The organism is Pseudomonas sp. CAM1A (assembly GCF_047501685.1).
Lineage (GTDB): Bacteria > Pseudomonadota > Gammaproteobacteria > Pseudomonadales > Pseudomonadaceae > Aquipseudomonas.
Window position 1 is genome coordinate 798,522 of record NZ_JBFNXP010000002.1, and the last position, 25,894, is coordinate 824,415.

The window sequence follows — 25,894 nt, forward strand, 5'->3', positions numbered from 1 at the left end:
TGGAAATTCGAATGCCCACCCCTAACACCCCCTTCAAGCCATTGCTGCTGGTCAGCGCCTTGAGCTGCGTTTGCACGCTCGCCGCTATGCCGCAAGCACACGCGGCCAACGCAGTGCAGGCGCAGACCCGCACCTTCAGCATTGCCGCCCAGCCGCTGGAAAGCGCGATTGCGCAATGGTCGGCCAGCAGCGGCATCCAGCTGTTCGCCGACGGCGCATTGACCCGTGGCAAGACCAGCAACACCGTAAACGGCCAGTACACGGCCAGCGTTGCGTTGCAACAACTGCTGGCCGGCACTGGCCTGGGTTTCGTCATGGCCAATGGCAACCGCGCCTATCTGCAGCAACGCAGCGACAACGAAACGGCGGTGCAGTTGGGCGCGACCACCATTGAGGGGCAGGGCCTTGGCATGACCAGCGAGCACACCGGGTCGTACACCACCGGGGCTATGCAGACCGCGACCAAGTTGCCGATCTCGCTGCGCGAAACCCCGCAATCGGTGACAGTGCTGACACGCCAGCGTATGGACGATCAGAACCTGCAGAAGCTCGAGGACATTGCCACCTACACGCCAGGCCTGACCCTGCGCAAGACAGGTGGCGAGCGCCCCGAGTTCTATTCGCGAGGGGCCGCCATCGACAACATCATGATCGATGGTCTGCCCGTGGCCTATGACAGCGATACCCTCGGTACCTCGACGCTGGCCATGTACGACCATGTGGAGGTGGTGCGGGGTGCCTCGGGCTTGATGGTGGGTGCTGGCAACCCCTCTGGCACCCTCAACCTGATACGCAAGCGCCCGACACTGACGCCACAGTTGTCCCTTACCGGCAGCGCGGGGCGTTGGGACGACTATCGGGGGGAGGTCGATATCAGCAATAAGTTGAACGACAGCGGTACCCTGCGTGGCCGTTTCGTCGGCGCCTATCAGGATCGCAACGGCTTCGTCGACGCCTATGGCAATACGCGGCAGCTATTCTATGGCATTACCGAATATGATCTGGACCCGGCCACCACTCTCACCCTTGGCGCCTGGTATAACCGCGAAGACAACCCCGGCGCTGATTGGAACGGGCTGCCTACCCACCCTGACGGTAGCTTTTTCGACTTTTCACGGTCGACGCGCACGGCGCCAAACTGGACCTACTGGAACAAGAAGAACCGCAGCGCATTCGCCGAGGTTGAGCACCGCTTGGACAATGACTGGAAGCTACGCTTGAACGCCACCTGGCTGCGCGGCGACATGGACATGCTCGGCGGCAGCCTTTACACCGACGAGAACAATGCCTACCACCTGAACATCGGTGGCTACACCTACCAGCACACCCAGAAAAGCCTGGACACATACGCTTCTGGTCCTTTCAGCTTTTTTGGCACTACCCATGAACTGGTCGTCGGTGCCAGTTGGCGGCGCGACGAAACCAATGATGGCCCGGGCGGCCCGGGCATTGATTCGGATGTGATAATCGACCCGCAGCACTTTGAGCCTGGTGCCTATCCAAAGCCTGACATAGACAACAACTGGTCGCGTACGGGGCATGAGGAACAATCGAGTACCTATGCCATGCTGCGTTTCAATCTGCGTGACGACCTGCGGCTGATCCTCGGCTCGCGCCTGGATTGGTACGAGTACGAACAGCTTACCCATTCAGGTGAATACAGCTTCGGTGACGATTACAAGGCTACCCGGGAACTCACCCCCTACGCCGGGATAATCTACGACTTGAACGACACTTACTCGGTGTACGCCAGCTGGACGCGGATCTTCAAACCACAGGCTGCGCAAAACACCAGCGGCAGCTTGCTGGATCCGATCACCGGCACCAACTATGAAGCCGGCATCAAAGGTGAATACTTCGGCGGCGCGCTCAACGCCAGCGCGGCGGTATTCCAGCTTGTGCAGGAAAACCTCGCCAAATCATTGCCGTCCGCCCAATGTGCCCCTGGCGTCAGCGCCTGCTCTGAAGCCAGTGGCGAAGTGCGAACTCGCGGTGTGGATCTGGAGGTGGGTGGAGAGCTGATGCCAGGTTGGCAGGTGTCTGCTGGCTACACATACGCTGGGGCTGAATACACTAAATCCACCGGTTCGGCAGAGAAGGGTGAGCGTTTCGACAGCGACACTCCATACAACCTGTTCAAGGTATTCACCACCTACCGACTGCCCGGTGAGCTTGAGCGCTGGACGGTGGGTGGTGGCTGGCGTACACAGAGCGGCTCCTACACCAGCTTTGGGGTAAAACAGGGTGGCTATGGTGTCAGCGACTTCATGATCGCATATCGGCCATCGCAAGAGTGGCAATTGCAGGCCAACCTGAACAATGCCTTCGACAAACACTATTACCAAAACATCAGCAACAGCTGGGGCGCCAACAGCTTCGGCGATCCGCGCAACCTGATGCTGACCGTGCGTTACACGCCTGTTTTTTGATGCAGGCAAGCCAACCGGCAAGACATCGCCGATGAGCGCACTCAACCCGAAGCTGTCGATGAGTTCAACTGCAATTTCTGTAGGCGCAGGACTCACTGGCAGCTACGGGTCGAAAGGAGCCACTAGCAAAGTCCTCTTCGCCTCGCTTTGCGCTCGTCCAAACATCCAGCTATGCCCAGACCCCACCAGGGCCTATGGCGAACTTCAATCCCTGCGACCCCTTTCACATCCCAGCATTCCCAATCCCTCCCTCACTGGGTACACTTGAGACAAGTTCTTATTTGCACCTGGTAATCTTTTTAGGGAGGCGTGATGTCCACCGTTGTTCCCGATGGCACTGCGCATACTGGCCTGGAAACACTGTACCGTGAGCACAGCGGCTGGCTGCACGGCTGGTTGCGCCAGCGTCTGAACAACTCTGCCGATGCCGCGGACCTGGCCCAGGACACCTTCATCCGCGTGCTGTTGGCGCGCACCGCTGGCACCCTCAAGGAGCCGCGGCACTACTTGGCGACCATCGCGCGTGGGCTGACCATCGACCTGTATCGCCGCCGCAGCCTGGAAAGCGCCTACCTCGAAGCCCTGGCGCAGCAGCCGGAGCGGTATGCGCCCTCGGCCGAAACCCACGCCGCGGTCCTCGATACCCTGATGGCCATCGACCGTATGCTCGATGGGCTGGGCGCGCGTACGCGGGCTGTGTTTCTCGCCGTGCAACTGGACGGCCTTAGCTACGAGAAGACCAGCGAACGCCTGGGCGTTTCGGTGAGCACCGTGCGCAAGCACCTGGCCCGCGCGCTGATGCATTGCCTGCTGGTCGAGAACGCATGAAGGCCATTCTCAGCGAGGCGGTGGACTGGTACGTGCGCCTGCATGACAGCCACGTCGATGAACCCACCCGCGCCGCGTGGCGAGCCTGGTGCGCCGCCGACCCTCGCCACGCCGCAGCCTGGGCGCGCCTGGAGCAACTGCAAGGCCGCCTGGGCAGCGCCCCCCGCAGTGCCGCGCAGACCCTGGAGAACGCCCGGCGCGACCGGCGCCATGCCGTCAAGGCACTGGCGCTGTTGCTCGGCGTCGGGGCCGTTGGTTGGCAGGGGTACCGGGCTTCGCCCTGGAGTGCCGACTATGCGACACGGATCGGCGAGCGCCGCCGACTGACCCTGGCCGATGGCACGCGCCTGGACCTCAACACCGACAGCCGTGTCGATGTTCGTTACGACGCGGGTCAGCGCCTGATCCAGCTGCAGCGCGGCGAGATCCTGGTGCAAACCGCCAAGGATGCGCGGCCACTCAGCGTGCGCACCGTGGCAGGCGACATCCTGGCCCTGGGTACTCGCTTCAGCGTGCGTCAGGACAACGACGTGAGCCATGTAGCGGTGGCCGCCCATGCCGTGGAGGTGCGGCCCAGCCGGGCGTCACAGGTGGTGCGTATCGACAGCGGGTACAGCCTGAGCTTTGCCGCCGACCACATCGGCCCCCTGCAACCCTTGGCCCCCGGTGGCCAGGCCTGGGCCGAGGGCATGCTGGTCAGCGTCGACTGGCGCCTGGACGAGGTGGTCCACGAGCTGACGCGCTACCGCCCCGGTTATCTCGGCTGCGCCGGGGAGGTCGCGGGCTTGCGCCTGTCTGGCGCATTCAACCTGGACGACACCGACGTCGCCCTGGCCAGCCTGGAAGACGCGTTGCCGGTTCGCGCACGGCGCATGACGCGCTATTGGGTGCGTCTGGAGCCAATCGGCAAGGGGTAGGGGCCCACAAACGTGGGAGACCTGAGCCAGGAAGAGTGGGTGAAATCTCATCCGTTCTCGAGCATTCAAGAATTTTTCGCATTTGGGGTAGCAGATTTCCTTCGCTGCTTCGGCTCTTGAGGGCGCGCGCCTCAAGCGTGCCCAAGCCAACCCGAAACAGGAACCCCTTTTCATGTCCGCACGCCGTACCTCGCTAGCCTGCAGTATTCGCCAGGCGACCCTCGCACTGAGCCTTTGCGGCGCCGCGCTGGCGACCTCGACCGCCTGGGCCGCCGCGCAGCGCTACGATATCCCGGCTGGCAGCATGGCCTCCGCGATCAGCCAGTTCGCCGCCGCCAGCGGCGTGACCATCAGCTTCAGCAATGACGAAACCAGCGGGCTGCATTCCGCGGGGCTGCACGGCAGCTTCGAGCTTGAGCAGGGTTTCTCCGCGTTGCTGCAGGGATCGGGGCTGCGCGTGCAGCAGGTCGGCGACAAGCGCTATGTGCTGAGCAAGGTGCACAACGACGGCGCCGTCGAACTCGGCGCGACCAGCATCGACGCCCTGGGCCTGGGCAGCACCACCGAAGGCACCGGCAGCTACACCACAGGTTCGGCCAGCACCGCGACCGGCCTGCGGCTTTCAGCGCGGGAGACGCCGCAGTCGGTCAGCGTGGTGACCCGTCAGCAGATCGAGGACCAGAACCTGACCGATGTGGCCCAAGTGCTCGAACAGACGCCGGGCGTGGTCGTCAGCAGCATGGGGCCGGCCGGTAGCGACGCCAACCATATCTATGTGCGTGGCTTCGAGGTCGGCAATATCCAGGTCGACGGCGTCAGTCGCCCCGACACCTTTGGCTTTCGCGACGACCTGGCCGACATGGTCAGCTACGACCGGGTGGAAGTGGTGCGCGGCGCCACGGGCCTGATGTCGGGCACCGGCGACCCCGGCGCGACCATCAACCTGATCCGCAAGAAGCCGACCTTCGACACCCAGCGCAAGCTGACCCTCAAGGCCGGCTCCTGGGACAGCTACCGTACCGAGCTGGATGTGTCTGGCAAGTTGTCGGAGAGCGGTCATGTACGCGGGCGTTTCGTGGCCTCGACCACCGACAGCCAAAGCCATGTCGACCGTCAGTCGCTGGAAAAACAGGTGGCCTACGGGGTGCTCGAGTGGGACCTGGCCGACAGCACCATGCTGACCGTGGGCGCGGAGTACCAGGAGATGGACAACGACGGGGCAGGCAACCATGGCTTCCCGATGTTCAATTCGGACGGCAGTCATTTCAACCCGTCGCGTTCGTTCAACTCGGCCTCGGACTGGAGCTACCACAAGCGTCGCACGAAAACCCTGTTCACCACCCTGGAGCATCAGCTGGACAACGGTTGGCAGCTCAAGCTGAACGCCGAGCACAGCCGTCGCCGCTATGACGATACGTTCGCCACTGCCGCCAGTGGCACCGTCAAGCCCGATGGCAGCGGAATCAGTACCTGGACCGGCCGTTGGGCGGGCGACCCCAGGCAGACGTCTTTCGACCTGTCGGCCTCCGGCCCGTTCGAGCTGTTCACCCGCGAGCACCAGGGGTACCTGGGCGCCAGTCACTACCGGGCCTACTACCGCAACCCTGGTTATCCACTGTGGACGTTCCAGGGCATCGACAACATCCATACCTGGGACGGTTCGCTGGCGATCCCGGCGGCCATCCACACCCAGTCTACCGAGGATGCCCTGGATGAAACCCAGGACGGCCTGGTGGCTTCGGTGCGCTGGAGCCTGACCGATGACCTGTCGCTGATCACCGGGGCGCGGTTGATCGACTGGAAGCGCGACGAAAGCCATACCACCTTGGCCACCGGCGCCACCAAGCGCACCTCGCGCAGCGAGAATGGGGTGGTCACGCCGTATGTGGGGCTGGTCTATGACATCGACGAGCACTGGTCGGCCTATGCCAGCTACACCACCATCTTCAAGCCGCAGAGCCGGCAGGACGCCACCGGCGGCTACCTTGAGCCGCTGGAGGGGGTGAACTACGAACTGGGGGTAAAGAGCGAGTTCTGGGACAAGCGCCTGACCACCGCCTTCAGCGTGTTCGAGGTGCAGCAGGACAACCTGGCCGTGGCCGACGGCAACAAACGCGCACCGGACGGCAACCAGGCCTACCGCGCCGAGTCCGGTACCAAAACCCGTGGTTTCGAGATGGAGATGGCGGGGCAGATCCTGCCCGACTGGCAAGTCTCTGCCAGCTACACCTACGCCCAGGCCGAGAACGCCGATGGCAAGCGCCTGCTGACCGAAGTGCCGCGCGATACCTTCAAGTTGTTCACCAGCTATCGCCTGCAGTCCCTGCCGCAGTTGAAAGTGGGTGGTGGCGTGCGTTGGCAGGGGATGGAGTACTACAAGAACGCCGGCCCGAACAAGGAGACGTTCACCCAGGGCGCCTACAGTGTGGTCGATGCGATGGCGCAATACGCCTTCACGCCGCAAACCAGCGTGTCGCTGAACCTCAACAACCTGTTCGACGAGAAGTACTACACCGCGATCGGCGCGCGCGGCTGGTACGGTACCCCGCGCAGTGCCACGGCCACGCTGGTCTACGCGTTCTGACACAGGCGAGGCGGGCCGGGTGATCCACAGGCGTGGCGCCACCCGACCCATCGGCACGGCCGAGGATGCCTGGCGCTACCAGCCTTGGGAGTGAGGCTGTGGCCCAGGCAGCGTCGGAAACAGCGGCAGCACCTCCTCGGCCAGTTCCTGGATGATCTCCTGTGCGGGGCGCCTGGCCATCTGCAAACCCAGCGCAGCATGGTTCACCCCGGCCTCGCGCCATTCCTCCAGCAGCCTCACCAACCCGTGGCGCCCGGTGCGCAGCACATAGCCGCCCTGCACCGGCGTACGGGGAAAGTGCGGGTCGTCATCCAGGTCGATCCATTCATTGGTCATGTGCGGGCGGAAACCGCCACCTGGGATACCTGCGCGCCAGGCACGGATTTTTTCCGCCAGACGTTGCGGCCCGCGACTGTCGTGGGTGGCGTCCGGGTAGGTGAGCCAGCCATCGGCATGCTCGCCGAGCCATTGCAGGCTTTGCCGCGAAGAACCGGTCATCACCAGCGGGATACGCCCGCAGACAGGCGCGGGCAGCAGGCGGGCGCCGTCCAGTTGCCCCAGCGGTGAGTCGATCGGCCCAGGTTGCTGGGCCAGCAGCCGACGGAAGTAGTCCACGCCCTGGGCAAAGCGTTCGCCACGGCTAGCGTGGTCCAGGCCGTAGGCCGGGAACTCCACGGGCCGGTCCCCCGAAGCGATGCCCAACACCAGGCGCCCGCCCGACAGGTTGTCGAGGGTGGCCGCAGCCTTGGCCAGGTCGATGGGGTGGCGCAGGGGGAAGACGGTGCTGCCGGTCACCAGGGCGATGCGCTCGGTATGGGCGGCCAGATAGGCGAGGTAGGCAAATGGGTCGAAGACCTGCCCGGCATCGCCAAAGTGCGGGTCGAACAACGGCACGTCACGCACCCAGACCGCCGCGAAGCCCAGCTGGTCGATCTTGCCGACCAGCCGTGCCTGGCCGGACAGCACGCGCATATCGCCGTCATAGAAGCGCAGCGGCATGAAGATGCCCAGCGTCAGCGTATCGGGAGCGAACATACGCCGATAGCCGGGGTGCTCGCGAAAGGCATCGGCGTTGGCGCCGCAGGTGCTCGGGGTGGTGTTCATGACTGCTCCTTGGGTCAGCGTGTTCATGGGCCGGTGGCCGGGGCGGGTAGGCGGATACCGCGTTGCACGGCCGGGCGCCGTTCGACCTGCCGGTACCAGCGCGTCAGGTGGCGGTGGGCGCTGAAATCAAAGCCCACCAGGGCTGCGATATGCAGCCAGGCGAAGGTGGCGATGTCGGCAATCGAATAAGCGTCCCCAGCCAGCCACGAGCGGCTGACCAGGTGCTGTTCGAGCGTCGCGAAGGTGCTTTCGGTCAGGCTGCGGTAGCGCTGCAGCGCCGCAGGGTTGGGCGTGGCCTCGAAGCACTCGAAGTGCACGCGCTGGCCGAGCAGGGGCCCCATGCTGGCGCTGTGGTACATCAGCCAGGTGATCGCGGCCCAACGGGGTTGCGCTGCCCGATCAAGCAACTGGCCACTGAGCTGAGCCAGATAAAGCAGGATGGCGGCGGACTCGAACAGCACGATGTCGGCATCACGGTCGACCAGCACCGGTATGCGGCCTGCCGGGTTGAGCGCCAGAAACGCCGGTTGCAGGTTTTCGCCGTGCTCGATGTGGACATGCTCCAGGCGATAGGGCAGGCCCATCTCTTCAAGTGCGATGGTGATCTTAAAGCCGTTGGGAGAGCTGTCGGTGTAGAGAACCAGGGAGGGGTCTTGCATACTGGATAACCTCAGGGAAACTAACGTAAGTTGTTTGGCCTGAGCGCTATGCTATGCATGCTGTATGCGTATTTAAAACGATAGCTTCTGTCACCAGAATTAGATTTTCTAAATCAAGGAATTGCCTATGGGCGCTGTCCTGCCATTGCTCGCCTTGCGCGCTTTTACCGAAACCACTCGCCTGGGCAGCCTGAAGGCCGCAGCCGAGCGCATGGGGGTGACGCCTGGAGCGATCAGCCAGCAGATCCGCCAGCTGGAGGACCGTCTTGGCGTCAGCTTGCTGACCCGCAGCCGCCATGGCGTGCAGCTCACCGAGGCGGGGGCGGCGCTGTACCCGGGCCTCTCACGTGGCTTCGGCGAGATCGAGAGTGCGCTGCTGGATCTGGATGCGTTGGTGGGCGCCAGCACCTTGACCATCAGTACCCAGCCCTCGTTCGCCTCCAGCTGGCTGGTGCCGCGCCTGGCTGGGTTCAATGCGCTGCATCCGCATATCGAGGTGCGCGTGGAGGCCACCGCGCAACTGGTCGACCTGCACCGCGGGCGCGTCGATATCGCCCTGCGCCATGGCTTGGGTGACTACCCGGGGCTAGAATCGACCCCCTTCCTGGCACCGGTGCTGCTGCCCGTCTGCAGCCCGGCCCTGCTCGCGGGCGGGCCGCTGCTGCGCGAGCCGCAGGATTGCCTGCAGTACCCGCTGCTGCAGGAGGCCGAGCGCGCCGACTGGGCGCTGTGGCTGCAGGCCCACGGCGTGGTGCCGGACAGCCACAGCCGGCGCGGGCCGAGCTTCGACGAGGACTTGCTGCTGTTGCGCGCGGCCGTCGCTGGCCAGGGCATCGCGCTGGTGCAGGCGCAGCATGCCGAGGATGACCTGCGCGAAGGGCGATTGGTGGTGGCTCTGGACCGGCCCTGGCCGTCGCGCTTCGCCTACTACGTGGTCGCCCGCAGGGAGAAGCTCGAGCGCCCGCCGGTGCGGGCGTTCATCGACTGGCTGGGTGGGCAGCTTGGCGGTGGCTAGAGGGTAGGGGGCGGTATCTTTCCGAGTCGCGACTTTCACGACGTTTCCCCGCCGCTACTCCACCGCCTCCGCCAGCCCCTGGTCCTCCCCCAGGAAACCTCCGCTCTGATGCCGCCACAGCCGTGCATAGGTGCCGTTCCTGTCGAGCAGTTCGGCATGGCTGCCTTGTTCGATGATGCGCCCCTCGTCCATGACGATGAGTCGGTCCATGGCGGCGATCGTGGACAAGCGGTGGGCGATGGCGATCACGGTCTTGCCCTGCATCATGTCGTCGAGGCTTTCCTGGATGGCGACCTCGACCTCCGAGTCCAGGGCGCTGGTGGCTTCGTCGAGCAACAGGATCGGCGCGTTCTTGAGCATCACCCGGGCAATGGCAATGCGCTGGCGCTGGCCGCCGGACAGCTTGATGCCACGCTCGCCCACCAGGGTGTCGTAGCCGCTGTGGCCTTGCCGATCGCTCAGCTGGCTGATGAAACCATCGGCCTGGGCGTTGGCCGCGGCGCTGCGGATCTGCGCCTCGGTCGCTTCGGGGCGGCCATAGGCGATGTTGTCGCGGATGGTGCGGTGCAGCAACGAGGTGTCCTGGGTGACCATGCCGATGGCGCTGCGCAGGCTGTCCTGGGTGACCTGGGCGATGTTCTGCCCGTCGATGCGGATCTCGCCGTCGTTGACGTCGTAGAAGCGCAGCAGCAGGTTGATCAGCGTGGACTTGCCGGCGCCGGAGCGGCCCACCAGGCCGACTTTCTCGCCGGGGCGGATGTGCAGGGTCAGGTCATCGAGCACCTGGCGTTCGCCGTTGTAGTTGAAGCTCACCTTGTCGAAGGTCACCGCGCCACCGCGGGTCACCAGCGTGCCGGCGTCGGGCGCATCCTGCACCTTGGGGCCGCGGGTCAGGGTGGCCATGCCGTCCTGCACGGTGCCGATGTTTTCGAACAGGGACGTCATCTGCCACATGATCCAGTGCGACATGCCGTTGATCCGCAGGGCCATGGCCGTGACCGCCGCCACGGCGCCCGCGCCGACCTGGCCCTGGTGCCAGAGCCACAGGGCATAGCCGCCGGCGCCGAGGATCAAGCCGACCACCAGCGCCTGGTTGACGATCTCGAACTGGCTGACCAGGCGCATCTGGCGAAAACCGGTGAGCTTGAAGTCTTCCATCGCCGCCCGTGCGAAGTGCGCTTCGCGTTTGGAATGGGAGAACAATTTAACCGTGGTGATGTTGGTGTAGGCATCGGAGATGCGCCCGGTCATCGATGACCGCGCATGGGCCTGCTCCTGGCCGACCTTGCCCAGGCGCGGCACGAAGTACAGCATGGCCAGCCCGAACAGGGCGCCCCAGGCAAGGAACGGCAGCATCAGTTGCAGGGCGAAACCGCCGGCCAGGGCGATGATGGCGATGAAGTACACACCGATGCCGGGCAGGACCTCGATCAGGGTGAACAACACCTCGCGCACGGCCAGCGCGGTCTGCATCACCTTGGTGGTGACCCGGCCGGAAAACTCGTCGGAGAAGAACGACAGGCTCTGGCGCAGCATCAGCCGATGGAAGTCCCAGCGCAGGCGCAGCGGCAGGTTGATCGCCAGCACCTGGTGCTGCATCAGGGTGCGCAGGGCCACCAGCACGATACTGGTCAGCAGCACGATACCGATGCTCCACAGCACGCGGCTTTCCTGTTCGCTTGCGCCGCCCGCCTGCCAGGCGGGAAGCAGGTCGACCACCTGGCCGAGGAAGGAAAACAGCCAGGCTTCATAGATCGACACGCCGGCACTGAACAGCGCCAGAGCCAGGATGTACCCGCGCGCGCCCCGCGTGCAGGCCCACAAGAAACGCAGCAGGCCTAGCGGTGGCGGTGGGATTTCGTCAGGCGGGAAGGGGTCGAGCCATCGTTCAAAAACACGCAGCATGCTGGTCTCCGGAGGGGCGCGGCGTTGATCGGCAACGCCGTAGCGATCGTGCAACCATACCGCACATCGAGGCGTTCGCCTTACCGCTCGTGTCTTCCCGAGGCCAGCTGCGGCCCAGTGTTATCCAGCGCAATCGGTCAGCAAGGCTGCGCCGCCATCCGATTGGAGACGTTGCGCCCGAGCACCAGTACCGCGACAAAACCGCAGCCCACCAAGGCCGTGGCCAGGCTCAGCAGCACCGCGGTACCGAGCTGGTCGACGATGCGCCCGCCGAAGAACGAGCCCAAGGCGATGATCACCTGGAACATGGCGACGAACAGCGGCATACCGCGTTCGACATCCTTGGGGGCCACCACGAACATCCAGATACTGGCGCAGGCAGGGAAGGCGCCAAAGGCGAAGCCCCACAGCGCGATCAGCATCGCGGCGCCGGTCATGCCGGTGGCGAAGTAGGGGAACAGGGCGGTGCTGATGCCGATCATCAGCGCGACCAGCAACAGGGTGTGGCGCACACTGCGGTTGGCGGCGAAACCGGCGAAGATGTTGCCGATCACCCCGGCCACGCCATACAGCAACAGCAGCGAACCAATGGTTGGCCCATCGAAGCCGGCGCTCTGCTTGAAGAACGGTGCGACATAGGTATAGGCGGCAAAATGCGCCAGGCCGATCAGCAGTACCGCGATCAATCCGACCCGCGCTTGCGGGTTGACGAACAGCGCCGGCAGGTCGCTGATGCGAATGGCTTTGTCGGGGGTGAGTCGCGGCAGCAGGAAGACTTGCGCCAGCAGCACCGGCACGCCCACCAGCGCGGTGACCAGGAAGGTCATGCGCCAGCCCATCAGGCCGCTCAGCCAGGTGCCGACCGGCACGCCCAGCACAGTGGCCAGGGTCACGCCGACCATGATGATCGAGGTGGCCTGGGCCACACCCACGCCCTTGGGTGCCAGGCGGCCACTGAGGGCAATGGCGGTGGCCCAGAAACCGCCGATGCTGATGCCCAGCAGCACGCGGCCGAACAGCAGCAGGCTGAAGTCGCTGGCGTAGGCCACGACGGCGTTGGCGAGGATCATGATCAAGGTCAGGCCGATCAGCAGGTAGCGACGGTCCAGGGCGCCGATGCCCACCGACAGCAGGGGCGCGGCGAGGGCGGCCATGATGCCGGGCAGGGTGACCATCAAGCCAGCCTGGCCGGCGCTGATGCCCAGGTCGCTGGCGACATCGTTGAGTACGCCCACCGGGAGAAATTCACTGGTGACCAGGGCAAAGGCGCCCACGGCGACCGAGAGAATCGCCAGCCACTGTTGGCTGACGCTCTGTTGACTGTGTTCGGGACGGCCGTGAGACGGCGGAGTGACGCTTGGCATGGTGCGGGATTCCATGGGGGGATGCCGCCAGGGGCGGACAGGGGAGCGGGAAAAATGGTTGGCGATTATAAGAGACGGTTTTGCCGAGCCAACAGGCGGGGCGCTCGATAGTAATCATCAGCCTGATCGATGAGTGGCTGGCACTGGCGGGGGTACATGGATGAAACCCGTGCGATTCAGTGTGTTGCCTGGTGCGCGGGCAAATCGGGTCTCACAAAGATCACTGTTGTCCACATCGGTCGTTGCGGATCGAAAGCGATACCTGTGGGCGGCTGCTTTCGACCCATAGCGGTCCTTCGAGGAAGGCAGCTACCGGCCAAAAGCGGCCATGAGGCATGGTCAGCTATCGACTACAGTAAAGTGCTAAAATTATCTATTCACGGAGAGCGGTTCAATGGCAAATAAAGAGTCAATTTTTTTTATTTTGACTCGCTATGAACTCTTCTAAATTGGCCTTATTCCAGAAGCTAGGCTTTAACTCTACCGCCTTTTCGAAGAGTGCTTGCGCCGTGGCGTAATCTTGGCGTTTATAAGCGAGAAATTTTGCATAGTTCCCGATGGCCCAAGCACTGCTAGGATCTAATTCGATTGCCCTTTTATACAACGCATCAGCGGCGTCATAGTCCTGGCGGTGCTCTGATAAGAAAATCGCGTAGTTACAAACACTCCACCCATTGCTAGGTGCTACTTCAAGAGCTTTCTTATATAGTGCCTCAGCTGCATCGTTGTCTTGCCGGTGTTCAACCAAAAAATTAGCATAGCTACTAATATTGTTTGCGTGATTCGGGTCAAGCTCGATCGATTTCTTATATAGCTCTTCAGCGACGTCGTAGTCTTCGCGGTGATCCTCAATAAAGCTCGCATAATTCCCTATGTTATGCGCGTGCATAGGGTCCAGCTCAAGCGACTTTTTGTAAACTTCCTCGGTCTTGTCTAAGTCATCGTACGCAAGCTCAAGAAAGGCAGCGTATTTACCAACAAGATCTGGACTGTTTGGAAATTGGCCGATGCCTTCAAGATAAATGAGCTTACGCTTTTCAATATCTTGCTCGGCCTTGGCTCTAATCTCCCATGCCCACCAACTGTGGTTTGAACGTAACGATTGAGTCAGAACTTCACCAGCACGTTGCTCGGCAGGGGAACCATGGATTGAAGATTCGGTGAGTGTACTGGCCTGCTCACGATAGCGAGCTGCCCTCTCGTGCCCAAGTTTTGCGGTACGTTCAGCGATGGCTGCGACATCAAAGTCAGTAACTAATTTGGCCGCCAGTTGAAGCATGAATTCGTCAAACCCAGGAATTTTTACAAGTAAGCCGTTGTGTTTGCTTAAGACACCCATTGCCTTTTCTGGAGGAGGAGAACCTGCTCTGTAGCACCAAATCATTCGCCCGGCGATATCTCCTTGGTCCAGGCCCATGAGCATGTTCATTAGGCTGCCGTCGTTACCACCGTACCCAACTACTACGGGGGTGAAATATTGAAATAGCTTTTTTAAAGCGATTTTCCAGCCTCGCTCCATCGTCGACACCCCGGCCGGATCATTGATGGGGTGAAGGTATAAATCACGATGAATTTTTGCGACCAGTGGACGTCGCATTTGCGGACGAACAAAACCTGCAAGGGATTCATGGGCTACGACGAGGGGAGACTGGTGAGCATGCATGGCTAGTGCATCGGCGACCAGGTTGTCGAAATTTGTGGTGACCACCACTTTGTGGCGGGTATGTTGAATAATTTCAGCAAGAAGGGAATAGCCGAGGCTTGGAGCCTTCCCTTCCATAGCCGCTTCCAGTTCGGCATACCCGGCTTCACGGTCACCTTCAAACCTGCGTTCGAAGATTTGTGGATAATGCTCTGCCGCAGCTTCCAAGGTGAGAGTAACGTCACCGACCCCGCATCCAGCCACCCAATTCTCTAGAGGGCAGCCATCTGAACACTCTCGTAAATGCAGGTCTTTAAGCCATCTTACAGCTAGGTGTTGGCCCGTGGGAATACCAGAAGTAAAGGAGGCTCCAGCACCGAGAATGAACGCGAATTGGCGATCTTTCATGGTGTTGTGAATTCGCTTCATCTCGTCTAGAACACCTTCCAGTGTCCACTCAGTTACTTCAAATGAAGCCATGCCTACTTGCCTCGTCTTCTAGTTTTATGGACAGATTGATCAATGGTACCGTGACTACCCATAGAGTGAAAGTCTGACTGTCAGCTTCGGGTCGATAGCGGCCTTTTGCGACCGGCGGCTTCCGATCCAAAGCTGCGCTTCGTAGGGCGCAGCTACCGGCCGGAAGCTTTGCTCAGGATCAGATCACCTTCAGTGCTTGCGGGACTTTTAGGCTCTGTACGAAAAGCCTTGATACTTGTTCATGCTGCGTTGAAAACAGCCTCGGAATGCTCATGTACTCCAGTACACTCCGCTTCCTCGGCTGTTTTCGCCTTGCCTAACCTGCGTCTCAAGACTTTTCGTACAGAGCCTAGGGGCCACCTACAACCAAATCGAAGGCATAGCTGACTGTCCCCGGAGGCTTGTGCTTCTTATTGAACGAGAAGACTTCTGCGCCAGCGAGAGCGGCGCAAGCTAGGCGCTCCTGCTCGGAAATGCTACCAGTCAGCGATGCATCCATAGATGCTTGAGCGATGCTGTAGCGGGTCAAAAAATCTGGTCTCGGGCGCAGCTCGCTACCAGTGCACTCGGCGTAGTCCTTTTCTGCTACCGCCTGCCCTGCGAGGTCACGCATGGACCTACCGGCGAAAGTCAGGCGTTCGCACCATTGCCGTTGCGGCTGAAAGCGTTTGCGCTGAGCGTATGCTTCGGCTGATGTCTTACCTGCAGCAGCTGCTTTGGCTTGAGGCGATCCGTCGGCCGCACAGTTTAATTCCGTCCAGGGGGTACGTAGTTCAGATGTAAGAAGCAAGCGCGAACGTTCTGCGTCCCAGCTGAAGGCCGCTCTGCGGTAGTGGACGGGCGCATCGATCAGCGAACCGACGTTGATCTCCCGGATAACGGACTTGGACACTTCCTGGTCGTCACCGACAGAGGTATATCCCTCGTGCGTGTGTGCACTGAAGTATACGGGGGCTAAGAAAGGAAACTCGTCGCGCAGCTTTAGCATCCACTGTGCAGAACTGCGGTCAAGCGCCCGAAGCGGATAGTGGCCGCTCAGTACCGCAGCCTTGACGCTGTGCGTCGGATCGTCCCGCCATGACTTGAGCTGCTCAACGACGAGGTCACGCTGGCCTTGGCGAATCGTGCCAAAACCTGAGTTCGACTTTTTCGAAAGAAACTTAAAGCTCGGCACGCTGGGCCAATCCGTTGTGTCGAGCAGAATCACACCAAGCTCCGCACTGGTGGTATTGCCATGCTGCTTTAGTGGGACGCGTAAGGATTGAAGCAGCGAGCCCCTGTTCCATTTATTTACCGAATTGCCCGTGTTCATGGTTGCTGTGTAGTTGTATGGTGCGTGGACAGTCAGTTGCGAATTAACGAGTGAGGGAGTTTCTTCGCCCGGGGCCACGAGTACGCGTCGGTGGTAGTCCGAGGCGTTGCAGAAGGTCTCAATAGCAACTGGGAGTCTACCGTTACTCTTCAACCGCAGGTAATCACAATTGAACTGGTGTGGCCATTCACGGGCATCTGGAAATGGGCGCAGTCTATTGGCATCAGATGCAAGGGGATTATCATCTAGCTGGCCGCAGACGGCATTGAAGTGCCCCTCCAGGGAGGGGTCAATGCTGTAGTTGACAGTGATTTTTCGGATGTATAGCCACGCCATTCCGATCCATCCACCGTAACTCATGTTTCCCTGAAAAATTCCATCGTGATTTCCTTTGGCAATATAGACGTTTGGAGCAGAGAGAAAGGAAAAGCGTTGAAGGCGCTTAAATTCGGAATGGCATGAATAGTCCAAAAGATCGCCTAGGTGGATCACTGGGGGAGTCCCGTCTTGCTGAGTGATCCGCCGCATTACCGACTCGGCAACATATTTAGTGTAGAGATCCTGCTCGACGGAGCGAATGGCGACGTCGCTGGTGTCTTGCGCAATGCGCGCGGAATAGTATGTTGGATCGCCGAATAGCTCCCTCTCCTGATTGTCGGCTATAAAGTAGACAACGGCGGTGGGGAAGTCGCCGCCGGCAATCGGTGTAGCAGATGGAGAGTCTGGCAGAACTCGAATAGTCGAGTTACATCCTGCCAGACCGAACAACAGAAGGGCGAAGTTTATACACGTCAAAACGTGATGTTTCATGGTCCTACCCCCATTAAAGCGTGTGATCCATATCTCACGGAATCTTAGGTTGTGCATCTAAAGAGCGGAAAGGTCTTCATGGGGTCAAAGATTAAAGTGGCAGCATCCAGGATGCGAAGTTGAGCTGCAGATGAGTGGATTGCACATTCCCGCAATGTATGCATGACGTTGCTCCTTATATACGCATAGCTTCATTCGCCATATGCATGCTGTGCTGTAAGTACGAGAAGCGGTGAAGTGAAAAGTTATATGGCTTTTGGCTATATCATGGATCCTAGCAGGGTTTCCATAGTTTTCAATTGGCCGAGTCTGTAGGAAATTCCTACACCGTTCACGAGCTCTGAAAAGCTGCTGGCAGTCCCCTCAAGGAGGGTTTTGGAGGCCTTCGGCTGCGTGGGATGCTTTACTGAGAGCGTAATGGAAGCCACAACCGGGAGCTTATATATGCGATGGATTCTGCTACTCGCTTTGCTACCGCTTATCGCGTGCACATCACAACCTGTGAGCGAGGGTTTGGTGGTATCCAACCGGCAAAACCGGGAAGGTCCGAAGATCCAGTATCTCGGCGTTGGTGGCTGGCTACTGCACTGGAAGGGGGAGGGTCTGCTGCTCGCTCCTTCGTTCAGCAACCAGGCCTCTTTTAACATCAAGGGGCTGCCCCCTTTCAGGGTGAGCGCCGATTTTCAGAAAATCGAATATTATATGCCCGAGGCCAAGGATGTGCGGATGTTACTGGTCGGTCACGCCCACTACGATCACTTGTTGGACGTCGACCATGTTGTACGAACTAAGACCCCAAACGCAGTGGTGTATGGGTCGGAAACTGTTCGGCACCTGCTTCATGCGGAGAAGAACCCCATCAAAACCGTACAGCCTCAGCTGTTCCAGATTAGCTATCCCAAGCAGCCGAGCTGGCGAGGTACCTGGTTCTATTCTTCCGGACAGTGGATCACGGATGGAGAGTCCCCGTCAGCTCTGCCGATTGGCAAACCGCGGGGGAGGATCCGGGCGATGCCTGTCGAAAGCAGGCATGCCCCGCACTTCTGGGGCAGAAACTGGCTGCCAGGCGCATACGACCAGGATCTTAAGGAGGTGCCGACCTCCATATTTGACTGGAAGCTCGGTCACGTAACCCTGGCCTGGGTTATCGATCTGCTGGGTGATGATGGCAAGCCTATGTACCGGATTCATTACCAGGATAGTGCTGCGGAACCGCCGTGGGGGTTCCCGCCTGTGATGGCCGACGGCAAAGGCTATGATGTGGAGATCCTCTGCGCGGCCAGCTGGGACAAGGTGCCGTACTACCCGGCCGGCCTTCTACGAGTCACGCGCCCTCGGCTTGTCCTGATAGGTCACTGGGAAAATTTCTTCGGCAACGATTTGGATAAGCCGGCTCGAACCATTCCGCTGCAGAACTACACCGGTTTGATCGAGCAACTGAAGGGCTATGATTACGTGGTGCCGGAGCCCTTCTCTGAGGTACAGCTACACCGTAGTCAGAGCGCAACTTGTGCGGGACAAGAAAATCATGCTCAACGAGGTGGTTTCGTCGTCCCTCTTGCGCATAAGTCCCACTTCCGTCAATGCCCCCAAGCCGCGGACGGCTCGCCAGCTAAAATAAGTAGAATTTCTCTCGAGCTAGACTTTGATTAAGGGGAAACATGATGGTTGATTATGTATTGGGGATAGCAATGAGGGCAGGCACTGCCGGCGACGCCTGCAGATATTAATCTACCCATTGGTCCGTCAAATGCTTTTCGCCATTAGCTGCCCTTTTCGGGCGGGTTGCAATAGGTCGAAAGCAGACGCTTAGCAATGGCCGCTTCCGACTCATAGCAGACAGTTGTGCAGGTATCGCTCAGGCGGGTGTTGCGGCTATCTGCAGACCAGAGTGCGTGTATTGCGGAGCCCCCAGATCTGGAGGCTGCTTAACCCGCCAGTTCCCGCAAACGTCCTTGCAGAACGCCATACAGTGTGCGCATCGCCATACCGAGAATCATCAATGTTGCGCCTGCCAACAACAGGATCGCCACACCGTTGCTGAACAATCCAGGGGCATGTCCGGCATACCGCAATGCGCAGCCCGCAGCTGCCGCCAATGGAAAGCCCACCGACCACCAGGATAGACGAAACGGACAACTGTTCAGCAGGTAGCGCAAGCGCCCGAGCAGAACAGCCAGCAAGAACAGCATCAACATGTACAGTGCACTGGCAAAGCGGTCTACCTCTCCCATCACGCTCACGTAGGCCGAAGAACCGACTGCAAAGGGTGCCAGCAATATCAAAAGCGACGGCCGCAAGCCGGCAGCGATGGGGGCTTCGAACAGCAGGCGGGAGAAAATCAGGGTAAACAGCGGTAGCGCGAAGAACAGCCCCACCGCCAAGGCAAACAGGCCCACGCCAGCAAGGCTGTCCCACGGCAGCACTGGCATGGCCAAGGGGATATCGAGCAAGCCCACCACCGGCACGATCCAGGCCGGCGTGGCATGCGCCGCTTGCTGTCGCTGGCTCAGCCAGCGGGACACGATCACCCAGGCAAATACCACCATGCCCACGGCGCCCGCCACCCAAAGCCCTCGTGCCAGCTCCAGGCTATAGGCGGCCAAGGGAATCGGCAGCAGCAAGAGGCAGATGAACACCGTGCCGAACAGGTTGCCGGCAATGGGGTGCTGGAACTCTGCCTTCACTGCATGCGGTGCGGTGACCGCCTTGATGGCGTAACCCACGCCGACCAGGCCAAAGGTCAGTATGGCCAACACGCCAATCAGCTGTGCTACCCACAGTGGCAACCCGTATAACCGACTTGCCAGTTGCCAGGCTGCCGAGAGCCCGGCAAGGCCCATCACCGAGCCGAACAGGGCGACCGGCAGGTAGGCCAGCCGCCCTTCGTGAGCAGCTGCTTTTGGCGTACCGAAGTCAGCTGCCGTTTCAATGTTCTGAGTCATCTTGAGCACCTTCGGCGTCTATCAATTATCGTGGCAGCCATCGCCCAACACACGGTAGCTCATGCTGTGGCGCATGCCTTGGCTGTCTTCATAGAGCATGTTTACCGGCACCACACCACAGATCGCATGGGTGTCTGTAATCGAGATGACCTTGGCGATATCCGGCTGGCCGATTGGCGCAAGGTTGGAACAGGCTGCAAGTAGCGCTGCAGCGAGCAGTAACCCAATTCTGGCTTTCATGGTGTACCTCCAATCGGGGGAATCAGGCGTTTTCACGCAACAGGCTGCGGGCAGAGTCGGCAATGATCACCACGGCTCCGGCAAACATCAGGATGTCCTTGAGCACCAGCCGCCCGGCCCCAGACAGGTAAGGGAAACCGTGATGCGCATCGCCCAGCGCAGGCACCCAGGCCTCAGGGGTGGTGATCAGGAACGAGAAGGTCACCAGCGGCGTACCGAACGACAGCAAACCCCCGAGCAAACCCAGACGTCGGGATAGCGGGTTTGCCAAGACCAGAAGGGCAATGGCGATTTCCACCACCCCCAGGCCATGGGAGAAGCCGTAGGTATTGTTGGCGGCCTGCCAGGCGCGCTTTTCCGGCACCAGCTCGCCTTCGTGGGTGAGATGCGCCTTGTAGTCTTCGGGGTGTTCATAGAAGAACGACATGACCGGACTGTTGGCCACAAAGGGCGTGATGCTGTCCGCCTCATAAGGGATGAACTTGAGTGCGCCGATCCACAGAAAGACCACTGCTATGGCAAAGCGGATGAGCGTGACACCGGGTGTATCGAGTTTGCTGAGTAGTTGCAGCGTTAGCTTGAAGCGTGACATGGGAACCTCTCGAACCAAGAGCAATGAACAAGTGCGCTCATGATGCAGAACCTGCGCAGTGCGCTTTTGCTCGTTGCACTCAAGGTTTTGTCGAGAAGTCTCAGTTGGCTGCGACAGCCTGTCCCGCAAGGGCGGTGCCGCCAATGTCGGCTAGCAGGTAGAATTCGCTCAGCAACCCCATGCCGTGTTTTTGAAGTGAGCCTATGAATTCGATTGATAAACTCATCCAGCTCGCCGGCGTCAGGGGCAATCTGGACCTGCGCTGCAGGTTTCAAGGCAGTTGGGCGCGGGAGCACGACCAGAAGCCCGTCGGTGTGGCCCGCTACCACATTGTGCTGGCGGGCGTTTGTCAGGCGGTGCAGCCAGGCCATGCCCCTATCACACTGCGTGCCGGCGACATTCTGATGATTGCCGATGGCGAGCCTCACAGGTTGCAGAGTGAAGGTTATGACGACGCGCCCTCAGAGGCCCTGGTCAGCCAGGGCGGCTTGCTTCCCTTGCACCGGGTTGGCAGCGGCGATGGTGAGCTGGATATCCTGTGTGGCCGCTTCCTGTACCAGCGCGAATCGCTGTTGCTGGGGGCCCTGCCCGGTTTCCTGAAGGTGTCCAGCGCTTACCCGCAAATAACTGATCAGTTGTCCGCTCTGGTTGGCCTGCTCCGCGCCGAAGCCGATGGCGAACAGATAGGTGCGCGGTTTCTGATCGATACCCTGTCCAGCGCGCTGTTTGCCCTGATAGTGCGCAACTACCTGCTCCACCACGCTCCGGCCAGCGGCACTTTGGCGTTATTGAGCGACAAACGCCTGAACAAGGCCTGGCAAGCCATGCTGGATGACCCCGCATTTGAATGGACAATCGACAGCCTGGCCGAACACGCCAGCATGTCGCGGGCGACCTTCATGCGCAGCTTTGTCAAAGTTGCGGGGGAATCACCTTGGGCATTGCTGACGCGCGTGAGAATGGAGCTGGCCTTGCGGCTGCTCAGTGAAACCCCACATGGCCTTACCGATATTGCCTGCCAGGTCGGGTACCAGTCACAAGCCGCGTTCAGCAAGAAGTTCAAGGAGCACTATGGCGTGTCACCGGGTCGTGCTCGAAGATCGAGTGTTTGACGCTGGTCAAAGCGCTTTCAACGCCTAACGAAAGACAGCTTTGGGTCGTTAGCAGACGTCCCGAATGGCAGCTATCGCCCCACGACCGTCGTTCGCAAATCCTTGCCTGCCCTGGCCTCGGATCAATGGCAAGCGCAGGCACCGCAGCCCGGTCAGGCGACGCCCTTGGCCTGCTGTTCCAGGTGGAGCTGCAAGGCCGGATCGAGTTGCAGGGCGCCGGCCAGCTCATCCAGGTAGGCCCGCTCAGCTTCCTGCTGGTCATCCACCTGCATCACGCTGGCAAGGTACATTTCCGCGGCCATGGCCGGGTCCCGCGCCGACTGCGCCACCTCAGCAGCATCGAGTGGCTTGCTGACTTCTTCATCCAGCCATTGCTGCAGTTGCGGGTCGCTGGTCTGGCGTTTGATTTCGGCGTAGATCAACTGTTCTTCCTGCTGGTCGATGCGACCGTCGGCCTTGGCCGCCGCAATCAGCGCGCGCAGGATGGCATGGCTGTGATCCTCGGCCTCGGGGCCGGACAGTTGATCCACCGTGCGGACCGCCTGCTGCGGGGCTGCCGCCTGGCTGCGCTGCCAGCTTTGATAGGCCTTGAACGCCATCATCCCCAGCGACGCCAGGGCCGCGTAATTGACGCCGCCTGCGGAGCGTCCCTGGGTAGAGCCGCCAGTGTTGCTGCCAGCGCCGCCCAACAGACCGCCCAGCAAACCACCGAGGCCGCCACCGCCAGCCGTTGTACCGCCGCCGCCAAGCAGGCCGCCGAGCAAGCCACCCAAGCCACCCAGGCTGTCTTGCGATGACCTGCCGCCGCTCCCTTGTTGCATCTGCGAAGCTTGTCCGGCCCGAAGCAGCTGTTCGAGTAGATCACTGGTATTCATGGCACCGCCCTCGTCGGTCGTGGTCGCCCAGACAAGCAACGATAGCCCCCTGAAGGCGATCCGCCATGACCGTCTGACCAATGGGGTGTTCGGCTCAATTCGTTGTCGTGGCTCGGAAATAGCGCCTGCCCAAGGGGGTGGCAAAAGGCCGTATTCCTGCTCGCCTCATCCCTTGCCGCGCTATATCATTGCGCCCCCGCAGCTGAGGTGCTTGCTCCCTGATCGCAGCTGCCGGTGGATCGAGACCCGCCCCAAGGATTTTTCATGCCTGGATTGCTCCGTGCATTCGCACGTCTGTTACCGCTTGCCCTGCTCACTGGCTGCGCCGCCCAATCTCCCGTCCTCGTCAGCGAGGCCCTGCAACCCGCCGCCGGTGGCCCGGTGACTTACCTGGTAGGCAGCATCGGCCCCCTTGGCCGTGATAGTGCCTACACCAACCAGCGCATCCTCCTGCGCAAACGTGGCGCGCAGGACGGCGCGGCAGCATGGTGGGGGTTCGCCGAGGCGGCGCACACCCCGAAGGACATCGAAGAGGTGCGCGGCCCCGACAAGCAGGCGCTGCCCGGCGAGGCCAGCGTGTTCGTCATGCCCCTCAAGCCCGGCGACTATGAGTTCTATGACTTCCAGTTCTTCTGGATCGGCTACAACGGTGGCTACAGCTCCATCCGGGCACGGGAACAGTTCCTCGTGCCCATGCGCCTGGAGCCAGGCAAGGCGTACTACATCGGCGAATTCCGTTCGCGCTGCCTCGGAACTTCCGCCTGCCTGTTCTTCCATGGCGATCAACAGCCGCGCGATGAAGTGATCGCCCGGCGCTACACCCCTGCATTGCCGCCCCTGCAGGCGCTGAACCTGAACATGGCGCCGGCATTCCCCTTCGTCATGCAACTGCCCCAAACCGCCCAGCCGGCGAAGTGACCCGTACCCAGGAAGCCCAGCAATGAAAAAGACTCTGTTCCTCAGCGCCAGCCTGCTGCTGGCCGGTTGCGCAGGTACCCAGACCTTGCCTGATCCGCACATCGAGGCAGGCCAGGATTACCTGCCGCCAATCGCGGTAATGGTCGATTCGCTCGAGCACGGCACCGAGCTGCGCAATTACCTGCGCGAGAGCGGCGTGTTCAGCAACGTCGAGAACGGTGCCGCAGGCGAAGGGCAGACCCAGGTGATGGTCAAGCTCGATGCCCAGCGCAAGGTCGCGCCTGTGCCGTTGCTGTTCCTCAGCGCCGCCACCCTGTTCCTGCTGCCCTTGCAGAGTGACCTGGACACCAAGGCCGACTTCACCGTGATGCGTGATGGCAAGGTGCTGAAGCGTTATCACTATGAGAACTACATGGCCAAGTACGCCTGGCTGCTCGACCTCGGTGTTCCTGAACGCGAGGAAAACATTCGTCGGGTCGCCCGCGCCTTCGCCCGTGACATGCAGGTCGCCAACCAGTCCAGCAAGCCGCTGGAGGCGCAGCGATGAACAACCTGGTCAAGGCGGGGCTGATGGCGGCAGCGCTGGCGATGCTCGGCGGCTGCAACCCGTCGATGAAGCCGCTGGGCTATCATGCGCAAAAGCCCTACGTGCCAATGAGCCTGTTGGTGCTGCCGGATGGCTACACCCGCCTGGACGTCCAGAAGCGCGACGAGCTGACCAAGGCGGTCAGGTCGTCCGGCGCGTTCTCGTTCGTCGACCACGGACTGCCGCGCAAGGGTTACGCCCTGGTCATCAGCCAACCGCCAGGGGAGGGGGCTGGTTTTCTGGTCGCGCTCAACGCCCTGACGCTGCTGACGTTCCCGATGCCTTATAGCTACGTGCACAACCTGACCGGCAAGGTCTACAAGGACGGCGAGCTGCTGCGCAGCTTCAGCTACAAGCGTGAGGGCATGAGTGTGGGCGCCTGGTATGTGCCACCGCCGATCACCGAGAACCAACGGCAGATGCTGACTGAACTGATGCGTGACCTGGATGACAGTGCGCTGATTCCCCATGTCGATGATGCGGGGCAGGTTGGGTTGGTGGAACAACGGTAAGGGGTGAGCAGGGCAGTGAAACCCTCAGAGGAGGGGTGTCAAAGGCTGTCAGGATCCCCAAAGAACATCTGTATCCGCGACCTCAACCACCGCTCCGCCGGATCGTTGTCCTGCGCCCCACGCCAGGCCATATGCAGCTCGAAGCTGCGTACTTCCAGCGGCAGGTCCTCGGCCCGCAGGCCGCCCGCCGCGGTGAGGGCATCGGCGGTGTAGTCCGGCACCGTGGCGACGATATCGGTCCCCGCCAGCAAACTCCCCAAACCGTTGAACTGCGGCACGGCCAGCACCACATGGCGCTTGCGGCCGATCTCGTCCAGCGCCTCGTCGATGAACCCGGACAGGTCGCCGGCGAACGACACCAGCGCATGGGGCCGGGCGCAGAAGTCGTCCAGGGTGATGTTGCCGGGCATGCTGTCGGCGCGCAGCAGCTTGGGCATGCTGCGCCGCAGCACCTTGCGCTTGGCGTTGGCTGGCAGGTCGCTGGTGTAGCTCACGCCCACCGAGATTTCGCCGGAGGCCAGCAGGGTGGGCATCAGCAGGTAGTTGACCCGGCGCACCACCAGCACGATGCCGGGCGCCTCGGCGCGGATGCGCTTGAGCAGTTGCGGCAGCAAGGCGAATTCGGCGTCATCCGACAGGCCGATGCGGAACACTGCGTTGCTGGTGGCCGGGTCGAACTCGGCGGCGCGGCTGACGGCAGTGGAGATCGAGTCCAGCGCCGGCGACAGCAGGGCGAAGATCTCGTGGGCCCGCGCCGACGGCTCCATGCTGCGTCCGGTGCGCACGAACAGCGGGTCGTCGAACAGGTTGCGCAGGCGCGACAGCGCGGCGCTGATCGCCGGCTGGCCGAGGAACAGTTTCTCGGCGGCGCGGGTCACGCTGCGTTCGTGCATCAGCGTCTCGAACACGATCAGCAGGTTGAGGTCTACGCGACGCAAGTCGTTACGATTCATTCGATGCGGCTCGCCTGAAGTGGGGCAGGGGTGAATCTTAAGGCCAAAGGCTGGTACCCTGCACCGATTTCCGGGTGCCAATGCACAGATTTGTCAGGGGCCCAATCAATGA

Annotated in this window: 21 protein-coding genes; 10 read left to right on the forward strand and 11 right to left on the reverse strand. The window is 61.2% G+C overall.

The features are described 5' to 3' along the window. Positions 1 to 41 precede the first annotated feature (41 nt). The 4 genes from ABZO33_RS07430 (at position 42) to ABZO33_RS07445 (ending at position 6,758) form a co-directional block, all read left to right on the forward strand. On the forward strand, positions 42 to 2,429 hold the full coding sequence (locus ABZO33_RS07430) for a TonB-dependent siderophore receptor (protein ID WP_414535484.1): 2,388 nt from the start codon (positions 42 to 44) through the stop codon (positions 2,427 to 2,429). Between the two features lie 312 nt (positions 2,430 to 2,741). Further along, on the forward strand, positions 2,742 to 3,257 hold the full coding sequence (locus ABZO33_RS07435; protein ID WP_414535485.1) for a sigma-70 family RNA polymerase sigma factor: 516 nt from the start codon (positions 2,742 to 2,744) through the stop codon (positions 3,255 to 3,257). Then, a complete protein-coding gene (locus tag ABZO33_RS07440; RefSeq protein ID WP_414535486.1) occupies positions 3,254 to 4,174 on the forward strand; it encodes a FecR domain-containing protein in 921 nt (306 codons plus the stop codon). The genes ABZO33_RS07435 and ABZO33_RS07440 overlap by 4 nt, the downstream gene beginning before the upstream one ends. A 172-nt stretch (positions 4,175 to 4,346) precedes the next feature. Continuing rightward, a complete protein-coding gene (locus ABZO33_RS07445; protein WP_414535487.1) occupies positions 4,347 to 6,758 on the forward strand; it encodes a TonB-dependent siderophore receptor in 2,412 nt (803 codons plus the stop codon). Between the two features lie 75 nt (positions 6,759 to 6,833). Here ABZO33_RS07445 and ABZO33_RS07450 read toward each other — a convergent pair whose 3' ends face one another. Then, the gene (locus ABZO33_RS07450; RefSeq protein WP_414535488.1) at positions 6,834 to 7,862 is read right to left on the reverse strand and encodes an LLM class oxidoreductase; all 1,029 of its coding nucleotides are present in this window, start codon (positions 7,860 to 7,862) and stop codon (positions 6,834 to 6,836) included. A gap of 23 nt (positions 7,863 to 7,885) precedes the next feature. Further along, positions 7,886 to 8,521, reverse strand: coding sequence for a glutathione S-transferase family protein (locus tag ABZO33_RS07455; RefSeq protein WP_414535489.1), 636 nt, complete (start codon positions 8,519 to 8,521; stop codon positions 7,886 to 7,888). 127 nt (positions 8,522 to 8,648) lie between these two features. On the opposite strand from ABZO33_RS07455, the gene ABZO33_RS07460 reads away from it, so the two are divergent. Beyond that, positions 8,649 to 9,536: a LysR substrate-binding domain-containing protein gene (locus tag ABZO33_RS07460; protein ID WP_414535490.1), complete on the forward strand. Its 888-nt coding sequence runs from the start codon at positions 8,649 to 8,651 to the stop codon at positions 9,534 to 9,536. A gap of 54 nt (positions 9,537 to 9,590) precedes the next feature. Here ABZO33_RS07460 and ABZO33_RS07465 read toward each other — a convergent pair whose 3' ends face one another. The 4 genes from ABZO33_RS07465 to ABZO33_RS07480 all read right to left on the reverse strand — a co-directional run bounded on the left by ABZO33_RS07465 (position 9,591) and on the right by ABZO33_RS07480 (position 17,049). Continuing rightward, positions 9,591 to 11,441 carry an ABC transporter ATP-binding protein gene (locus ABZO33_RS07465; RefSeq protein WP_414535491.1) on the reverse strand — a complete coding sequence of 617 codons (1,851 nt, stop codon included), beginning with the start codon at positions 11,439 to 11,441 and terminating at the stop codon, positions 9,591 to 9,593. A gap of 137 nt (positions 11,442 to 11,578) precedes the next feature. Then, positions 11,579 to 12,805 carry an MFS transporter gene (locus ABZO33_RS07470; protein ID WP_414535492.1) on the reverse strand — a complete coding sequence of 409 codons (1,227 nt, stop codon included), beginning with the start codon at positions 12,803 to 12,805 and terminating at the stop codon, positions 11,579 to 11,581. A 409-nt stretch (positions 12,806 to 13,214) separates the two neighbouring features. Then, the gene (locus ABZO33_RS07475; protein ID WP_414535493.1) at positions 13,215 to 14,927 is read right to left on the reverse strand and encodes a tetratricopeptide repeat protein; all 1,713 of its coding nucleotides are present in this window, start codon (positions 14,925 to 14,927) and stop codon (positions 13,215 to 13,217) included. A 349-nt stretch (positions 14,928 to 15,276) separates the two neighbouring features. Further along, on the reverse strand, positions 15,277 to 17,049 hold the full coding sequence (locus tag ABZO33_RS07480) for a metallophosphoesterase (protein ID WP_414535494.1): 1,773 nt from the start codon (positions 17,047 to 17,049) through the stop codon (positions 15,277 to 15,279). 444 nt (positions 17,050 to 17,493) lie between these two features. Here ABZO33_RS07480 and ABZO33_RS07485 point away from each other — a divergent pair, with 444 nt between their 5' ends. Then, entirely contained in the window at positions 17,494 to 18,702 is a 1,209-nt protein-coding gene (locus ABZO33_RS07485) for a hypothetical protein (RefSeq protein WP_414535495.1), read from the forward strand. A 275-nt stretch (positions 18,703 to 18,977) separates the two neighbouring features. Here ABZO33_RS07485 and ABZO33_RS07490 read toward each other — a convergent pair whose 3' ends face one another. The 3 genes from ABZO33_RS07490 to rclC are packed head-to-tail and all read right to left on the reverse strand — an operon-like array spanning position 18,978 to position 20,826. Next, positions 18,978 to 19,994: an SLAC1 anion channel family protein gene (locus ABZO33_RS07490; RefSeq protein WP_414535496.1), complete on the reverse strand. Its 1,017-nt coding sequence runs from the start codon at positions 19,992 to 19,994 to the stop codon at positions 18,978 to 18,980. A gap of 21 nt (positions 19,995 to 20,015) precedes the next feature. Then, positions 20,016 to 20,234: a DUF2790 domain-containing protein gene (locus tag ABZO33_RS07495; protein ID WP_414535497.1), complete on the reverse strand. Its 219-nt coding sequence runs from the start codon at positions 20,232 to 20,234 to the stop codon at positions 20,016 to 20,018. Between the two features lie 22 nt (positions 20,235 to 20,256). After that, positions 20,257 to 20,826: a reactive chlorine resistance membrane protein RclC gene (gene rclC / locus ABZO33_RS07500; protein WP_414535498.1), complete on the reverse strand. Its 570-nt coding sequence runs from the start codon at positions 20,824 to 20,826 to the stop codon at positions 20,257 to 20,259. Positions 20,827 to 21,029: 203 nt separating this feature from the next. Here rclC and ABZO33_RS07505 point away from each other — a divergent pair, with 203 nt between their 5' ends. Next, the gene (locus ABZO33_RS07505; protein WP_414535499.1) at positions 21,030 to 21,938 is read left to right on the forward strand and encodes an AraC family transcriptional regulator; all 909 of its coding nucleotides are present in this window, start codon (positions 21,030 to 21,032) and stop codon (positions 21,936 to 21,938) included. 152 nt (positions 21,939 to 22,090) lie between these two features. Here the strand turns inward: ABZO33_RS07505 and ABZO33_RS07510 are convergent, their stop codons facing one another. Further along, positions 22,091 to 22,813 (reverse strand): tellurite resistance TerB family protein, encoded by a 723-nt coding sequence (locus ABZO33_RS07510; RefSeq protein WP_414535500.1) that lies wholly within the window; start codon positions 22,811 to 22,813, stop codon positions 22,091 to 22,093. A 264-nt stretch (positions 22,814 to 23,077) separates the two neighbouring features. On the opposite strand from ABZO33_RS07510, the gene ABZO33_RS07515 reads away from it, so the two are divergent. From ABZO33_RS07515 to ABZO33_RS07525, 3 genes are read left to right on the forward strand one after another with little or no spacing between them, the layout of a single operon-like run. Next, entirely contained in the window at positions 23,078 to 23,731 is a 654-nt protein-coding gene (locus ABZO33_RS07515; protein ID WP_414535501.1) for a hypothetical protein, read from the forward strand. Between the two features lie 22 nt (positions 23,732 to 23,753). Then, positions 23,754 to 24,278, forward strand: coding sequence for a hypothetical protein (locus ABZO33_RS07520; protein WP_414535502.1), 525 nt, complete (start codon positions 23,754 to 23,756; stop codon positions 24,276 to 24,278). After that, positions 24,275 to 24,829: a hypothetical protein gene (locus ABZO33_RS07525; RefSeq protein WP_414535503.1), complete on the forward strand. Its 555-nt coding sequence runs from the start codon at positions 24,275 to 24,277 to the stop codon at positions 24,827 to 24,829. Before ABZO33_RS07520 ends, ABZO33_RS07525 begins: the two co-directional genes overlap by 4 nt. 38 nt (positions 24,830 to 24,867) lie before the next feature. Here ABZO33_RS07525 and ABZO33_RS07530 read toward each other — a convergent pair whose 3' ends face one another. Beyond that, positions 24,868 to 25,782: a LysR family transcriptional regulator gene (locus tag ABZO33_RS07530; protein WP_414535504.1), complete on the reverse strand. Its 915-nt coding sequence runs from the start codon at positions 25,780 to 25,782 to the stop codon at positions 24,868 to 24,870. Between the last annotated feature and the right edge of the window lie 112 nt (positions 25,783 to 25,894).

Coding starts and splice junctions, on each gene's coding strand:
- ABZO33_RS07505 (WP_414535499.1), top strand. CDS start 21,030: ATGAATTCGATTGATAAACTCATCCAGCTCGCCGGCGTCAGGGGCAAT.
- ABZO33_RS07460 (WP_414535490.1), top strand. CDS start 8,649: ATGGGCGCTGTCCTGCCATTGCTCGCCTTGCGCGCTTTTACCGAAACC.
- ABZO33_RS07475 (WP_414535493.1), bottom strand. CDS start 14,927: ATGGCTTCATTTGAAGTAACTGAGTGGACACTGGAAGGTGTTCTAGAC.
- ABZO33_RS07485 (WP_414535495.1), top strand. CDS start 17,494: ATGCGATGGATTCTGCTACTCGCTTTGCTACCGCTTATCGCGTGCACA.
- ABZO33_RS07480 (WP_414535494.1), bottom strand. CDS start 17,049: ATGAAACATCACGTTTTGACGTGTATAAACTTCGCCCTTCTGTTGTTC.
- ABZO33_RS07520 (WP_414535502.1), top strand. CDS start 23,754: ATGAAAAAGACTCTGTTCCTCAGCGCCAGCCTGCTGCTGGCCGGTTGC.
- rclC (WP_414535498.1), bottom strand. CDS start 20,826: ATGTCACGCTTCAAGCTAACGCTGCAACTACTCAGCAAACTCGATACA.
- ABZO33_RS07510 (WP_414535500.1), bottom strand. CDS start 22,813: ATGAATACCAGTGATCTACTCGAACAGCTGCTTCGGGCCGGACAAGCT.
- ABZO33_RS07495 (WP_414535497.1), bottom strand. CDS start 20,234: ATGAAAGCCAGAATTGGGTTACTGCTCGCTGCAGCGCTACTTGCAGCC.
- ABZO33_RS07450 (WP_414535488.1), bottom strand. CDS start 7,862: ATGAACACCACCCCGAGCACCTGCGGCGCCAACGCCGATGCCTTTCGC.
- ABZO33_RS07530 (WP_414535504.1), bottom strand. CDS start 25,782: ATGAATCGTAACGACTTGCGTCGCGTAGACCTCAACCTGCTGATCGTG.
- ABZO33_RS07465 (WP_414535491.1), bottom strand. CDS start 11,441: ATGCTGCGTGTTTTTGAACGATGGCTCGACCCCTTCCCGCCTGACGAA.
- ABZO33_RS07525 (WP_414535503.1), top strand. CDS start 24,275: ATGAACAACCTGGTCAAGGCGGGGCTGATGGCGGCAGCGCTGGCGATG.
- ABZO33_RS07515 (WP_414535501.1), top strand. CDS start 23,078: ATGCCTGGATTGCTCCGTGCATTCGCACGTCTGTTACCGCTTGCCCTG.
- ABZO33_RS07435 (WP_414535485.1), top strand. CDS start 2,742: ATGTCCACCGTTGTTCCCGATGGCACTGCGCATACTGGCCTGGAAACA.
- ABZO33_RS07445 (WP_414535487.1), top strand. CDS start 4,347: ATGTCCGCACGCCGTACCTCGCTAGCCTGCAGTATTCGCCAGGCGACC.
- ABZO33_RS07490 (WP_414535496.1), bottom strand. CDS start 19,994: ATGACTCAGAACATTGAAACGGCAGCTGACTTCGGTACGCCAAAAGCA.
- ABZO33_RS07440 (WP_414535486.1), top strand. CDS start 3,254: ATGAAGGCCATTCTCAGCGAGGCGGTGGACTGGTACGTGCGCCTGCAT.
- ABZO33_RS07470 (WP_414535492.1), bottom strand. CDS start 12,805: ATGCCAAGCGTCACTCCGCCGTCTCACGGCCGTCCCGAACACAGTCAA.
- ABZO33_RS07455 (WP_414535489.1), bottom strand. CDS start 8,521: ATGCAAGACCCCTCCCTGGTTCTCTACACCGACAGCTCTCCCAACGGC.